Here is a 13,609-nt window from a genome sequence, read left to right on the forward strand (position 1 = left end):
AATCTTGGTTGAATAACATAATCTCTCTGGTCAAAAATTGACTGGCCACCCGCCTTGCGGTGGGTGGCCAGTTGAGAAAACAACTTTTCAGTGACACACCGCAAATACCGCTGCGTACCACTTAGCACCTACTACCGCCGACGATCTCGGCGCGAGCTCATGGGCTGGAAGGCCACGCCCACATGCGCCTCGCAATAGGGCTTGCCGGGCTCAACGGGCAGGCCACAGAACCAGAAATCCTCGGTTGCGGGGTCGCCCACGGGCCATTTACAGGTTTTTTCGGTCAACTCCATCAGCGTCAGCTTCTTGGCTTTCTTTTCGATCTCGTTGACCTTGGCCAGAGCCTCGGGGCTGATTTCGTTGGCCGAGGGTTGCGGCGGCAGCGGTTGGCCTGCCGGTATAATCTGGCGGCGGGCGGGGACGGCGGGTTTCGCCGCGGCCGCCGGGGCGGGGGCCGGGCGGGCCGGTTCGGTTTTGGGTGCGGGTTTCGGCTTGGCTTCAGCCTTGGGCGCGGGTGCCGGTTTTTCCTTGGGTTCGGCCTTGGCCGGGGAAGCACCGGTTGCGCGGTTCGACAGGCCCAGACGGTGCACTTTGCCGATCACGGCATTGCGGGTCACGCCGCCCAGTTCCTTGGCGATCTGGCTGGCCGACTGGCCCTCGCCCCACATTTTCTTCAGCAGTTCTACGCGCTCGTCAGTCCAGGACATCGGTTGCCTTTCAAAAGCGTAAAGCGGCCCCGGATTCGGGCCGCCTTGGGAATTCGTCTCAGCGCCCTATTTTAATCACTGCGGTCCGAGTTACAAGCGGTCTTCGAATCAGCTATGGGGCAGACATGCAGAATCTTGTGGATCAGGACGCGCGCCGGTTTGGTACGGTCAACTGGATGGGCCTCTACACGCTGGCCAAACGTGAAACCCTTCGGTTTCTGGCGGTCTGGACACAGACCCTGCTGGCACCGCTGGTAACGGCAGGATTGTTCCTGATGATCTTCACAATCGCCATTGGACCGGGGCGCCCCGACGTGATGGGCGTGCCGTTTATCCTGTTTCTGGCACCGGGGATCATGATGATGACGGTGATCCAGAATGCGTTTGCCAACACCTCATCCTCAATTATCATCGCCAAGGTGCAGGGGAATATCGTCGATACTCTGATGCCGCCGCTGTCGCCGTTGGAGATTCTGCTTGGTTATTTGGCCGGAGGCATAGCCCGAGGCGTCCTGATCGCTTTTGTCGTTTCGGCGGCGTTTTTGGTGTTCCTCTCTATTGCGCCGCAGAACCCGTTGATTGCCCTGATCTTCGTGATCCTCGGCGGTGCTTTCATGGGTGCTCTGGGTCTTTTTGCCGGTATCTTTGCCAACAAGTTCGACCAGATGGCAGCGATCACAAACTTCATCGTCACTCCGTTGGCCTTCCTGTCGGGTACCTTCTATTCGGTCGAGGCGCTGCCTCCTGTTCTCAACAACCTGAGCCATCTGAACCCGGTGTTCTACCTGATTGACGGCTTGCGCTATGGGATGATCGGCGTGTCCGACAGTTCTCCGTGGTTGGGTATGGTCGTCTGCACTGGCGCAACTTTGGTGGTCGGTGCGATCACATGGCAGATGCTGCGCACGGGTTACCGGCTCAAGGCCTGACGCTGCCGCGTTTCGCGCCACACCAGAATCAGCCCACCCGTCAGGATGATGGCCGAACCGATCTGGCTGATCGCATCCGGGATCACGCGGAACACCGCAAAATCGTAAAGGGCGGCAAAGATTAGCGTGGCATAGCTGATCGGAGCCACAAAGGATGCATCCGCACGCGCCATACCGTTGACAAAACAGGCCTGAGCACAGGCCATCAGCACGCCGATCCCGACCAGTGCCGCCCATTGTTGTGGCGTGGGCATCTGGAAGACAAAGCTTACCGCAACCGAGGCAATTGTCAGTCCCATCGCATTGTTGATCAGCAGGATCTGGATCGGGATTTCCCGGCCCGAGAGTTTCTTGATGAAGATCAGCTCCATCCCGATCACCGCCGCCGCCGTCAGGGCCAGCAGGGCCGCGGGCTGGAAACTGGCAGGCGTCGGTCGCAGCAGGATCAACGCTCCGGCCAGGGCGACTGCTGCAGCCAGCCAGCGCCATGGGCCAACACCCTCTTTCAATAGAGGGACCGCCAGCACCATCGCGAAGACCGGGTTCAGAAAGGAAATCGCCGTGGCGTCAGCGATGGGGATGAACGCGACCGAGGCAAACATTAGCGTAATCCCGACCCAACCGAAACTTGTCCGTCCGATGTGCAGCCCCCAATGTGGGCGTCGCAACTTCGGGCGCAGGATACCCACCGCGCCGACGATCACAAGAAAGGCAAACAGAAACCGCCCGTGGCTGATTTGCATCGGATGCAGCGCCGGACCTAACGTATCCGTCCCCAGCGCTTTGGCCAGCAGCGTGGTGCCAGCGATGAATGCGCTGGCAATCACGATCAGCAAGGCCGCAAGGGCAGGATTCTGGCGCACGAGTGTCATGCCCCTAGCGGTGGGCCAGCATCGGTGAAATAGCAAGCAAGAACCATACGTCTCAGGATGAAATCTCGGGTGCCGCGATTTTCAGGGTTTTCAGACCGCCCGCGTCTCGCTATACGCGCCGTCATGATCAAACACGCACATATCCTGCGACTCCGACGCCGACGCATAGCCGCGTAACCGGTCCGTTTGATCCATTGCGCGCTGTAAATCCGCGCAATCCCCACCAAATCTGTTGACGAACCCTGCCTTCGTGTATCACTCACGGGGCTTAACATTTCGAAAAGGATGATCCGATGATCCCGTCCGTTCTGCCGACCTACAATCGTGCCCCCCTGACCTTTGTGAAGGGCGAAGGCGCTTGGCTGACCGAGGCGGATGGCCGACGTTTTCTGGACCTCGGCGCCGGGATCGCGGTGAATGCGCTGGGGCACGCGCATCCCGCTTTGGTCAACGCATTGACCGAGCAGGCACATGCGCTGTGGCATGTCTCGAACCTCTATCAGATCCCGCAACAGCAGGCGCTGGCCGACAAGCTTGTCGAGCATACCTTTGCGGACACGGTGTTCTTCACCAACTCGGGAACCGAGGCCTGCGAACTGGCCGTGAAAATGGCCCGCAAGTATTTCTATGATAAAGACCAGCCCGAAAAGGTTGAAATTATCACCTTCAGCGGCTCGTTTCACGGTCGGTCGTCAGCCGGTATCGCCGCTGCGGGGTCTGAGAAGATGACCAAGGGTTTCGGCCCGCTGCTGCCGGGTTTCGTGCATGTCACGTTCGGGGACCTCGACGGCGTCACCAATGCCATCACCGACAAAACCGCGGCCATTCTGATCGAACCGGTTCAGGGCGAAGGCGGCATCCGCCCTGTCCCCGACGCTGAGCTCAAGACCTTGCGTCAAATCTGCGACGAAAACGGGCTGCTGCTGATCCTGGACGAGGTGCAATGCGGCGTCGGCCGGACCGGCAAGCTGTTTGCGCATGAATGGGCGGGGATTACTCCAGATATCATGATGGTCGCCAAAGGCATAGGTGGAGGCTTTCCGCTTGGCGCCGTACTGGCCACCGAAGACGCCGCCAGTGGTATGACGGCGGGCACCCATGGCTCGACCTATGGCGGCAACCCCCTTGGCTGCGCCGTCGGTTGCGCGGTGATCGATCAGGTCGCCACGCCCGCCTTTCTGGAAGGTGTGAACCGCAAGGCCGGTCTGCTGCGCCAAAAGCTGGAAGGCCTGGTCGCTGATCACCCTGAGGTTTTCGAAGAGGTTCGGGGCACTGGTCTGATGCTGGGTATCAAATGCAAGGCAACCAATACGGACGTGGTGAATGCGGGCTATGACAATGAGGTCATCACCGTTCCCGCCGCCGACAATGTGATCCGCCTGCTGCCGCCGCTGACCCTGACTGAGGATGACATTGCCCAGGCCATGATCCGCCTCGACAAGGCTGCTGCGCAGGTCGAAGGTGAGCTTGCGACCGCCTGATTTCCATCTGTTCCCAATTACCTTGGGTGTGGGGGGTGACCCCACCACCCGACAGCTAAAAGCGAAACGAAATGAACCATTTTCTCGATATCCACAAAACCGACGCAGGCGACCTGCGGGCGATGATCGATCAGGCCTCTGAGATGAAGCAGGCCCGACTGGGTCAGCCCAAAGCCGCCCCGGATGATGATCTGCCGCTCAAGGACCGCATGGTTGCGCTGATCTTCGAAAAACCCTCCACCCGGACTCGCGTGTCCTTTGACGTGGGCGTGCGCCAGATGGGTGGGCAGACCATGGTACTGTCGGGGAAGGATATGCAACTGGGCCACGGCGAAACCATCGCCGACACCGCCCGTGTGTTGTCGCGCTATGTCGACATGATCATGATCCGGACCTTTGACGAAACCATTCTGACCGAGATGGCCGAGTACTCGGACGTGCCGGTGATCAACGGCCTGACGGACCGCACCCACCCCTGCCAGATCATGGCCGATGTGTTGACCTTCGAGGAGCACCGCGGCCCGATCGCCGGCAAAAAGGTTGTCTGGACAGGTGACGGCAACAACGTCTGCGCCTCGTTCCTGCACGCGGCGGGCCAGTTCGGGTTTGACCTGACCTTCACCGGCCCAGCGCAGTTCGACCCCGAGGAAGAGTTCATGGGCTTTGCCCGCCAGAAGGGTTCGAAGATCGTGGTCGAGCGTGATCCGTTCAAGGCCGTTGAAGGCGCTGATCTGGTGGTCGCTGACACTTGGGTGTCGATGCACGATTCCCAATCGGCCAAGGAACGCCGCCACAACCTGCTGCGCCCGTATCAGGTGAACACTGATCTGATGTCGCATGCCAAACCGGACGCACTGTTCATGCACTGTTTGCCCGCGCACCGCGAGGAAGAGGCGACTTCCGAGGTCATGGACGGGCCAAACTCGGTGATCTTTGACGAGGCTGAGAACCGCCTGCACGCGCAAAAGGCGGTAATGCGCTGGTGTCTGGGCGTTTAACGCCTGCGCACATCCCATACACGCAGTTTGGCGAGCGTCCGGGCGCTCGCCACCAAGACCAACGCGCAAATGGCGGTTTTGGTTATGGTCTCCATTGTGCCTTCGATCAGCATTGCGTGCACGACGCTACCGGTGATGGTCACGGCGACCAGCGCCGTGTGACCCAGCCTCCAGACGCGGAACCGCAGTTTCAGACGTTGCCGATACAGACCCAAGAAGGCGGCCGCAAAGGCCGCCCACATCGCAACCACCCCCCAGGCCGAAAACGGTGTGGGAGAGACAAACAGCAAAGCATCCACAACATCCGGCGGGCTGGTGATCCACAAGCAACCAACGTGGATTAGGATGGCTACAATCAGACAGATGCCGACCCGTCGGTGCCATTGGCGGCTGGCTAAAGGGGAAAGACCCGGAAGGTAACGTCCGGCCAGAAGAGGTTGCACCAACAGCAACCCCATTCCGACTACGCCGGCAAACCCTGCGATGATGTAGACCGGATCACGCCACGCCAGAAGCGGGCTGTTTGCCGCCGCAATCAGCGGAACCGCCAGGATCAGGGCCAGAACCGTCCAGATCAACAGGGCGCGGGTCACAAAAGGTCAGGCGGGCTGCAGGACGAAATGTGCGGCGAGGGTCTTGTCCTTTGAGCTCGCCATGATCGGCCGCAGGAATACGGTCTCAAACTCGCCGCTATCATAGGCCAGATGACCATGCGGTTGGCCAAAGGCAGGTACGATTTGTGGCATCTCCAGCCGAAATTCTCCGTTCGCATCTGTTAGCGTTGCGCCGTGGCTCTGCGGGTCGCGTTCGTGCCCTTCGGTCGTGTGCGCCCAGATCTGGATACGCCGGCCGGGCAGGGGGGCTCCATCGCCTGCGCGGCGCACCGTGCCGGTCATCCAGAACCCGCCGCCGCCGATCCGATCAACGATGGGGGCGCCGGGACGGTAGTTGTTGGATCCACCGCGCATTGACGGCGTGGGGGCCATCCCCGCCGCACGCGCAGGCAGCAGCAGGCCGGTCGTGGCGGTCGCCAGAATAGTACCGCCGAAGGCGATCACGGAACGACGGGTAAAGCGTGTATTCGTCATGTCGGAACCTCCTGCTAGGTGTCATCCAAACGGGCTAGAACGAGCCACAGCGCAAAGATAGCACGGTTTACACCTTTTCCGAGGCAGACTTCACGTCCCCGTGATCGATGTGCGCGAATTTCTTTGACCCTGCTCAAACAACAGTGCCATCTTTGCGATACCGATCCGAAAGGCTGCCCAATGGACAAGATGCAAACGGTGTCACCCGATGAAATCGACGCCTTCAAGCGCGACGGGGCGGTTGTCCTGCGCTCGAAATTCTCGGATCATTGGCTGTCGTTGCTGCGCGACGGGATCGATGCGGACCTTGCCAACCCTACGGATAACTTCACCCGCCACACCAAAGATCTCAGAGCCCCGGCCTATTTCGAGGACTACTGGGCCTGGAGCAAAATCCCCCAATTCACAGATTTTGTGCGTCATTCCCCCTGTGCCCCGTTGGCAGCTGAACTGTTGGGCGCATCCTCGATCAACCTTGTGATGGACAACTGGTTCCTTCGCGAGGCCGGGTCGACCTCACGTCCGCCCTTCCATCAGGACCTGTCTTATTTCGATTTCGAAGGCACGATGTGCGTCCTCTGGCTGCCGCTGGAGCCGGTGAGCAAGGAGAACGGGATTGCCTTCGTCAAGGGTTCGCACCTGTGGGACAAACTGTTCATGCGGGTCCGGTTTGCGGACGGGCATCCCAGCTATAAACCAACCGAGGTCGCCGGCCGGACTTATCATCCGCCGCCCGATGTTAACGCCGATCCCGAGGCCTATGACCTGCTGCAATGGGATATGCAGTTGGGCGATTGCATCTTTTTTGACATGCGCACGTTGCACGGAGGGTTGTCCTCGGTCACGCCAACTGAAACGGTCCGGCGCTTTACCCTGCGGATGACGGCGCCGGACGGGGTCATCCGGTATCGCGGCGACTGGGCAAAAGAAGAGCGCGCGCAGTTCGAGGCGGCGGGCTACCGTGAAGGCGATCGAATCGACGGGCCGTTTTTCCCCCGGCTATGGCCTTAGGCAGTGCAAATAGTACCGATTGCTGAGGGTGCTTGCACCCTGATTGTGTAAATTTGCGATTTTTTTAAAATTTCCCCCTAAATTCTGCATTTGTGAACTTTAAACCAATGATTGCGGGAGAGTTGGAATGAGTTGGCACCCGACCTACAACCCCAGTGCCTGTCGGAAAATGCGGAGCTTGATACATTGATCATCCCGCGCGCCCGCGATCTGGGTGGGTCTGACGCGCGCCGCGCGCTGCCTTCTGTCAAACGCCAACTTGTGGGCCCGTTCATCTTCAACAAGTTTATTCGGACGGAAGCTGCGAAGGGCTGAGGTTCCAGCAAAACAACCGAAAAAAAGGTGGCTCTGGCTGAACTGCGATTCGTGTGTCCGATTGCGGCCAGAGTATCGAAAATATGTCTGATCATATGGTTTCGTACAATGCCGGACAGATGATGAGATGGTGTTCCGCACCTTGAATATCCTTGATGGGCACAGCCGGGAATGCCTGCGAACAAGTTTAAGCGTAAGCTGAACTCGACAGATGTAATTGATGTTCTATCGGACCTGTTCATCCTGCGAGGCGCTCCCGCCTTCACCCGATCGGATAATGGCCTTGTGTTTGTTGCACAGGCTGTTCGTAGTTAGATCGCCGCCGTCGGCGCAAAGACCGCCTATTTTAATCCAGGGGCACTTTGGGAGAACGGGTATTGCGAGATCTTCAACAGATTGCGCGAGGCTCAATTTCTGATCGATCAATCGAGGAAACACTACAATAAGAAAAACCGCACAGTGCATTTGGCTAACGCCCACCAGCCTCTGGCCCCCCTATCCCGATGGGACTGAGGCCAATCATGAACAAAACCCAAATTGAACCAGTATGATGAGACCGTTCATTGAAGGCCCCAGCTTCCTGATAGTTCTCGCGTTTGATGAACAGCTGCGCGCCGGTTAACTCGTCCAAATAGTCGACCCGCAGTTCGGCTGTGCGGTTGACATGGGGTTTGAACCGCTCATACGCCTCGAGAATTCAGGCGAAGGTCGCGCGATCGGCTGTGGTTGGCGTCTCCTACGTCAATCTCCTCCTCAAGCCGCTGATTGCATAAGGGTGGAGCTGCCAGTGCGGAATTTCTTCAGCGCCGCTGCCCAGTTCGATAGGATGGTTCAGATCGGCCGTCGCAATCTCGGTCGTGGCCAGCCCCGAAAGCACCATAACGTCCGTCAGGCCGCCCAGATCGCTGATGCGGAAGGCCTTGCTATTCATCTCGCTCCGCCCGATGCCACAACTGACGGTATCGGCGTTGAAGTCATATCGGCCGGGTATTGCTGCTAAAGCCCTTAGGGTTGACGCAGAGGATCGCAAACCTGTCGCCAGAAGGCAGCCCTTTTGCGATGCCGGTACCGCGATATCGATGCCCCAGTCATCAAAGTCGAACGGCATTGAGGCCAGCGAGTTGACGCAATCGACGAACAGAATCGCAGGTTGGACACTGGCATCCTTCGCCTGCGCTCCGCTGCCATGTCCGAGTGCACTCACGGGACTGTTTCGTTATGGGGGACTAGGACTGCCTTGATCACAAGGTCCGTGTTTGCTGTCAGAGCATCGGCAAACTTCTCCGCCGGTGCTCCGCTGCCCCAGGGGCACTCGATGATCGGCATGTCCAGACCTTGACACTGGCACAGGTTGATCCAGCGATGGCTGAACATCGCATACCGCGCCATCAGAACCTCATACTTGGGGCTGAGTGTCCTTCCACCCTCCCGTTCCGCTGGCGGGGAAGGGGATTACCAGACCCGTAGTTGTTTCAAACACGGTTTTTGCTGCCCTCTAGCGCCGTTGAGAATGTCCCAACAATATCCAGCGCGTGGTGATCCTGTGTCTGAGCTTTCATCGCCACTTGCAGCCGGTCCGGGATGTTCGTTGAGCCGGGTAAGGCGATAATGGCTGCGATGAACCCGTATGCGGCCAGTAAGATCGTCAGTCCAGTGAAGCCCGAGCGATTTATAGACCGCAGGCTGACGGGAGACCTGTACCTGACGGTAGATTTGGGCAAGACCCGTGGCTGGAGATGGTCGTATGGCCACGAGGAATAGGACGAAGGCATGCCCTGTATCAGAGCCGCCATCTACTATGGCCGGGGCCGGAGACCCTGCGCCGGGATTTCCGTTTCTGGCCGGTCTGTCCGTTTTCACGGGGACAGGGCACTGGAATTCGGCGCTTTGGTGAAAGATGCTGCGCAGGAAATCACGTACCTCAGCGGTGGCCGGATTCCGGATCAGGCGAAGGGATGACCTTTATTTTCGTGGTATCCGCGGAATATGGGATTTCGACAGTTTGTAATTGTGCTCGGGGTGGGGTGGGTGGCCGTGGGTACGGCTCCAGTATGTTGGCCCACCGCGTTTCAACCAAAGGGGGATGCACAGGATCAGGCCAACAAGGAAGCCGCCGGTATGCGCCCAATAGGCGACGCCGCCTTCGTCCGGGTTGCTGGCGAAACTGCCAATGAACTGGATGCCCAGCCAGATGCCCAGCATGATAAAGGCCGGAATTGTGAAGACCCGGAAATAGACGATCAGGATCAACAGGACGTCCACGCGGGCCTTCGGGAACAACAGAAGATAGCCCCCCATCACTCCGGCGATAGCGCCTGACGCGCCAATCGTCGGCACCACCGAGTCCGGCGCGGTGATGACGTGGATAAACCCTGCACCTACCCCGGCGACCAGATAGAACAGTAAAAAGGGCAGGTGGCCCATCTCGTCTTCGAGGTTGTCGCCGAAAATCCACAGAAACAGCATATTGCCCGCCAGATGCATCCAGCCGCCGTGCAGGAACATCGAGGTCACGAGCGTTTCCAGCGCAAACCCGTCGGTGATCCGTGCCGGGATGACTGCGTAATCGAAATAGAGCCGACTGATCAGCCTCTCATTACCCATGATTCCCACATAGCTGAGAAAAACTAGGATATTGGCCGCCATCAGAAGATAGACGACATATGGCGTACGCCCCGAGGGGTTATGGTCACGGATCGGAAACATGCGGCGACGCTGGGCTTTTGGCAGCCCAGCGTCAAGGTACGGTTACGCCGCACCTCCCAACAGGGCGGCGTTACCGCCTGCGGCGGTAGTATCGACGCAGACGTGGCGCTCGCCCAGTATGCGCGCGCGGTCAGGGTGCCCCGGGATCAGCGGCAGGATGGGACCGTTGCGGCGGGCCAGGTGACGATCGATTTCACGCGCTGTGTCTTCGTCGCCCCACCAGAGTACGCCTGAAAACCCGGTGGCGTTCTCCAGCCGGTGCAGGTCCATCATGCCATTTGCTTGGATGGCCGTGCCACCCAGAGCTTTAACAGCTTTGGCTTGCGCCTGCGCGGCGTCCGGTCCCGGCCCCATGCACAGCAGCGGTGCACGAGGGGTTTCGCTCAGCCGGTTGGATTCGCCTGTCGGGCCGGGCAGGGACTGTGTGCGGATGGCGACGGGTTGGCCCTGCGGGGCGGGTAGATCACCCATGGTACTGTCCCATTGCGCCGTGCTGTCCTGCCGATCCGGCGCGCAGAAACGGGCCATGTAGTTCGGTCCACCCGCCTTGGGGCCGGTGCCCGACAACCCTTCGCCGCCAAAAGGCTGAGAACCGACGATGGCCCCGATCTGGTTGCGGTTGACATAGATGTTGCCCGCGTGGACGGCCTCGGTGATATACTGCACACGGTCGTCGATGCGGGTGTGCAGGCCAAAGGTCAGCCCATAGCCAGTTGCATTGATATCGGCGATGACCTGATTGATCTCGGACGCCTTGAACCGCGCTACATGCAGCACCGGGCCAAAGACCTCGCGCTCCAGTGCGGCAATTCCGGAGAGTTCGATCAGGGTAGGGGCGATGAAGGTACCCTCGGGCGGCGTTGCCAGTTCCTTCAGAACCCGCCCTTCTGCGCGGGCCTGTGCGATGTGATCCGTGATTCCCTGCAGTGCGTCCTGATCAATGACCGGGCCGCAATCCGTGGTCAGCATCCATGGGTCACCGACCTGCAACGCCTCCATCGCACCGGTCAGCATGGTTAGCAGGTCGTTGGCGATGTCTTCTTGCACGTAAAGGCAACGCAGGGCCGAACACCTTTGCCCCGCTGACTGAAATGCGCTTTCGATGATGGACTCTACGGCCTGTTCAGGCAGGGCAGTGCTGTCCACGATCATCGCATTCAACCCACCGGTCTCGGCGATCAAGGGCGTTCCGGGACGCAGGTTGTCCGCCATGGCCGCGCGGATTTTCATCGCCGTCGCGGTCGAGCCGGTAAACGCCACGCCTGACACGCGCGGGTCAGACGTCAACGCAGCACCAACCGATGGTCCACCCGGCAGCAATTGCAGCACGTCGCGTGGTACCCCAGCTTCGTGCAGCAGTTGCACGGCCCGGTGTGCGATCAGCGGGGTCTGCGGCGCGGGTTTGGCCAGAACGGCGTTGCCAGTAGCCAATGCGGCGGAAATCTGGCCGGTGAAAATCGCCAAAGGAAAGTTCCATGGGCTGATACACGTGAACGTTCCCGCCGGTTCGGCCTGCGGGATGTTGGCCGCATAGTACCGAAGGAAATCCACAGCCTCGCGGAGTTCGGCCACCGCGTCGGGAACAGACTTGCCTGCCTCGCGGGCCAGCAGGGCGAAAAGCTCGCCGTAGTGTGCCTCGTAAAGATCAGCGGCGGCGTTCAGGACGCGTGCGCGATCTGCGGCAGGAACCTGCCACAGGCCGGCCGAGGCCAGCGCCAGTTCGACATCTTGTGCGCTGGCCGCAGCGACGGCGCCGGGCCGGTCTTGTGGGTTTGCCGGGTTGGTAACAGGCTGGTCTTGTTCGGGGTGCGCGTCCCCCTTTAGCAATGGCTGCGCGTACCAGTGATGTGCCCGGAATTCGTCCCGGGCCGCGTCAATTCGGTCGAGTGTCGGCGTGTGCTGCAGGTCGAACCCTTTCGAGTTCGGCCGTTCCGGTTGAAACAGCTCGGGACCGGTTGGCAGGGGGGATTTCGGTTCCTGAATGGTGACGAACGGATCAGAGGCAACCTCTTCCGGCGGCACGGCCTCATCCACGATCTGGTTCACGAAAGACGAGTTCGCACCGTTTTCCAGCAGGCGCCGCACAAGATAGGCCAGAAGGTCACGGTGTGCGCCGACGGGCGCATAGATCCGGCAGCGCGTGTTGCTTTGGTCCTTTACGATCTGGTGCAGGGTTTCACCCATCCCGTGCAGGCGCTGAAACTCGAACGGCTGATCATCGGCCATATGCAGGATCGCGCTGACTGTGTGAGCGTTGTGGGTGGCGAATTGCGGGTAGATTCGGTTGGTCATTCCCAACAACTTGCGGGCATTGGCGATGTAGGAAATATCGGTCGCAGCCTTACGCGTGAATACTGGGAAGCCGTCGACGCCTTCGACCTGCGCGCGCTTGATCTCAGTGTCCCAATAGGCACCCTTGACCAGCCGCACCATCAACTTGCGGTCATGGCGTTCCGCCATGTCATAGAGCGTATCCAGTACGATTCCAGCGCGCGGGCCGTAGGCCTGCACCACGATCCCGAACCCGTCCCATCCGGCGAGGGCGGGCTCGGCCATCACCTCTTCGATTACCTGCAGGGACAGCGACAGACGGTCGGCTTCCTCGGCGTCGACGTTCAAGCCCATTCCGGCCGCTTTGGCCAACAGGCAGAGCGCGCGCAGGCGGGGCACAAGCTCGTCCATCACGCGCTGCTCCTGCGCGAGTTCATAGCGTGGGTGCAGTGCCGAAAGCTTTACTGAAATTCCGGGATTGGCGCGGATGTCATCATGGGTGCAGGCATCTGCAATGGCGGCAATCGCGCGCGAGTAAGACAGGTGATAGCGGGCGGCGTCGGCCTCGGTGCGTGCGGCTTCGCCCAGCATGTCGTAGGAATAGGTGTAGCCCTTGGCTTCCATAGCGCTGGCGCGGTCCATGGCGGATTGGATCGTCTCGCCCAACACGAACTGGCGGCCCATCTCTTTCATCGCACGGCCCACGGCGGTGCGGATCACCGGCTCACCCAGCCGTTTGATCGCCCCACGAAGAGCACCTACCGGTGAGGCCCTGCCTTCATCCAGTACCTTGCCCGTCAGCATCAGTGCCCAGGTCGATGCGTTCACCAGCGACGATGAGGATTGACCCAGATGCTTCCCCCAATCCGACGGCGCGATCTTGTCCTCGATCAGCGCGTCAATCGTGTCGGCATCCGGGACCCGCAGCAGCGCCTCGGCCAGACACATCAGCGCGACGCCTTCATCGGTGGACAGGCCATATTCGGCCAGAAACACCTCCATCATACCCGGTGAGGTGCTGGACCGGATATCGCGCACCAACTGCGCTGCCGTCGCGCAAATCGCAGCACGGTCGGGTTCGCTCAGTTCCGACTGTGCGATCAGGGCATCCAGAATTTCGGACTGATCGGCATAGGTCTGGCCATCGATATGGGTGAGCAGGCTGTGTGTCATGTATCCTCCGGGCTTTTGTTAAATATAGGATCGATTTTGCGGGAAGATTGCCTTAATT

Annotated in this window: 15 protein-coding genes and 1 pseudogene; 7 read left to right on the forward strand and 9 right to left on the reverse strand. The window is 59.8% G+C overall.

Annotation, left to right across the window (positions count from 1 at the left end; all coding sequences use genetic code 11):
* Positions 1–131: 131 nt before the first annotated feature.
* Positions 132–707: a GcrA family cell cycle regulator gene (locus AC2FEE_RS01985; RefSeq protein WP_496862710.1), complete on the reverse strand. Its 576-nt coding sequence runs from the start codon at positions 705–707 to the stop codon at positions 132–134.
* A 125-nt stretch (positions 708–832) separates the two neighbouring features.
* Between AC2FEE_RS01985 and AC2FEE_RS01990 the strand changes: the two genes are divergently transcribed.
* Positions 833–1,636 (forward strand): ABC transporter permease, encoded by an 804-nt coding sequence (locus tag AC2FEE_RS01990; RefSeq protein ID WP_496862711.1) that lies wholly within the window; start codon positions 833–835, stop codon positions 1,634–1,636.
* Here the strand turns inward: AC2FEE_RS01990 and AC2FEE_RS01995 are convergent.
* Positions 1,618–2,508 carry a DMT family transporter gene (locus AC2FEE_RS01995; protein ID WP_496862713.1) on the reverse strand — a complete coding sequence of 297 codons (891 nt, stop codon included), beginning with the start codon at positions 2,506–2,508 and terminating at the stop codon, positions 1,618–1,620. The two genes, AC2FEE_RS01990 and AC2FEE_RS01995, sit on opposite strands and share 19 nt — an antisense overlap.
* A gap of 293 nt (positions 2,509–2,801) precedes the next feature.
* Here AC2FEE_RS01995 and AC2FEE_RS02000 point away from each other — a divergent pair, with 293 nt between their 5' ends.
* Both AC2FEE_RS02000 and argF read left to right on the forward strand, forming a co-directional pair.
* On the forward strand, positions 2,802–3,989 hold the full coding sequence (locus tag AC2FEE_RS02000; protein WP_496862714.1) for an aspartate aminotransferase family protein: 1,188 nt from the start codon (positions 2,802–2,804) through the stop codon (positions 3,987–3,989).
* Positions 3,990–4,060: 71 nt separating this feature from the next.
* A complete protein-coding gene (gene argF, locus AC2FEE_RS02005; RefSeq protein ID WP_496862716.1) occupies positions 4,061–4,987 on the forward strand; it encodes an ornithine carbamoyltransferase in 927 nt (308 codons plus the stop codon).
* Here the strand turns inward: argF and AC2FEE_RS02010 are convergent.
* Together AC2FEE_RS02010 and AC2FEE_RS02015 are read right to left on the reverse strand one after the other, a co-directional pair.
* Positions 4,984–5,580, reverse strand: a complete 597-nt coding sequence (locus AC2FEE_RS02010) for a ferric reductase-like transmembrane domain-containing protein (protein ID WP_496862717.1) — start codon at positions 5,578–5,580, stop codon at positions 4,984–4,986. The two genes, argF and AC2FEE_RS02010, sit on opposite strands and share 4 nt — an antisense overlap.
* Before the next feature lie 6 nt (positions 5,581–5,586).
* Positions 5,587–6,075 carry a twin-arginine translocation pathway signal gene (locus AC2FEE_RS02015; RefSeq protein ID WP_496862719.1) on the reverse strand — a complete coding sequence of 163 codons (489 nt, stop codon included), beginning with the start codon at positions 6,073–6,075 and terminating at the stop codon, positions 5,587–5,589.
* A gap of 180 nt (positions 6,076–6,255) precedes the next feature.
* Between AC2FEE_RS02015 and AC2FEE_RS02020 the strand changes: the two genes are divergently transcribed.
* The 3 genes and pseudogenes from AC2FEE_RS02020 to AC2FEE_RS02030 form a co-directional block, all read left to right on the forward strand.
* Positions 6,256–7,086: a phytanoyl-CoA dioxygenase family protein gene (locus AC2FEE_RS02020; RefSeq protein WP_496862721.1), complete on the forward strand. Its 831-nt coding sequence runs from the start codon at positions 6,256–6,258 to the stop codon at positions 7,084–7,086.
* A gap of 132 nt (positions 7,087–7,218) precedes the next feature.
* The gene (locus AC2FEE_RS02025; RefSeq protein WP_496863036.1) at positions 7,219–7,401 is read left to right on the forward strand and encodes a hypothetical protein; all 183 of its coding nucleotides are present in this window, start codon (positions 7,219–7,221) and stop codon (positions 7,399–7,401) included.
* A pseudogene (locus AC2FEE_RS02030) lies at positions 7,400–7,874 on the forward strand (IS3 family transposase); the annotation flags it as partial. The gene AC2FEE_RS02025 and the pseudogene AC2FEE_RS02030, both read left to right, overlap by 2 nt.
* A gap of 263 nt (positions 7,875–8,137) precedes the next feature.
* Here AC2FEE_RS02030 and AC2FEE_RS02035 read toward each other — a convergent pair.
* The 3 genes from AC2FEE_RS02035 to AC2FEE_RS02045 form a co-directional block, all read right to left on the reverse strand.
* The gene (locus tag AC2FEE_RS02035) at positions 8,138–8,605 is read right to left on the reverse strand and encodes a hypothetical protein (protein ID WP_496862722.1); all 468 of its coding nucleotides are present in this window, start codon (positions 8,603–8,605) and stop codon (positions 8,138–8,140) included.
* The gene (locus AC2FEE_RS02040; protein WP_496862724.1) at positions 8,602–8,790 is read right to left on the reverse strand and encodes a hypothetical protein; all 189 of its coding nucleotides are present in this window, start codon (positions 8,788–8,790) and stop codon (positions 8,602–8,604) included. Before AC2FEE_RS02040 ends, AC2FEE_RS02035 begins: the two co-directional genes overlap by 4 nt.
* Before the next feature lie 83 nt (positions 8,791–8,873).
* A complete protein-coding gene (locus AC2FEE_RS02045) occupies positions 8,874–9,122 on the reverse strand; it encodes a hypothetical protein (protein ID WP_496862725.1) in 249 nt (82 codons plus the stop codon).
* Positions 9,123–9,171: 49 nt separating this feature from the next.
* Here AC2FEE_RS02045 and AC2FEE_RS02050 point away from each other — a divergent pair, with 49 nt between their 5' ends.
* Positions 9,172–9,360 carry an IclR family transcriptional regulator domain-containing protein gene (locus AC2FEE_RS02050; protein ID WP_496862727.1) on the forward strand — a complete coding sequence of 63 codons (189 nt, stop codon included), beginning with the start codon at positions 9,172–9,174 and terminating at the stop codon, positions 9,358–9,360.
* A gap of 3 nt (positions 9,361–9,363) precedes the next feature.
* On the opposite strand, the gene AC2FEE_RS02055 is transcribed toward AC2FEE_RS02050, so the two are convergent.
* Together AC2FEE_RS02055 and putA are read right to left on the reverse strand one after the other, a co-directional pair.
* A complete protein-coding gene (locus AC2FEE_RS02055; protein WP_496862729.1) occupies positions 9,364–10,107 on the reverse strand; it encodes a rhomboid family intramembrane serine protease in 744 nt (247 codons plus the stop codon).
* A gap of 42 nt (positions 10,108–10,149) precedes the next feature.
* Entirely contained in the window at positions 10,150–13,551 is a 3,402-nt protein-coding gene (putA, locus tag AC2FEE_RS02060) for a bifunctional proline dehydrogenase/L-glutamate gamma-semialdehyde dehydrogenase PutA (RefSeq protein WP_496862730.1), read from the reverse strand.
* Between the last annotated feature and the right edge of the window lie 58 nt (positions 13,552–13,609).

It is taken from the genome of Ruegeria sp. YTSC199 (assembly GCF_059609725.1).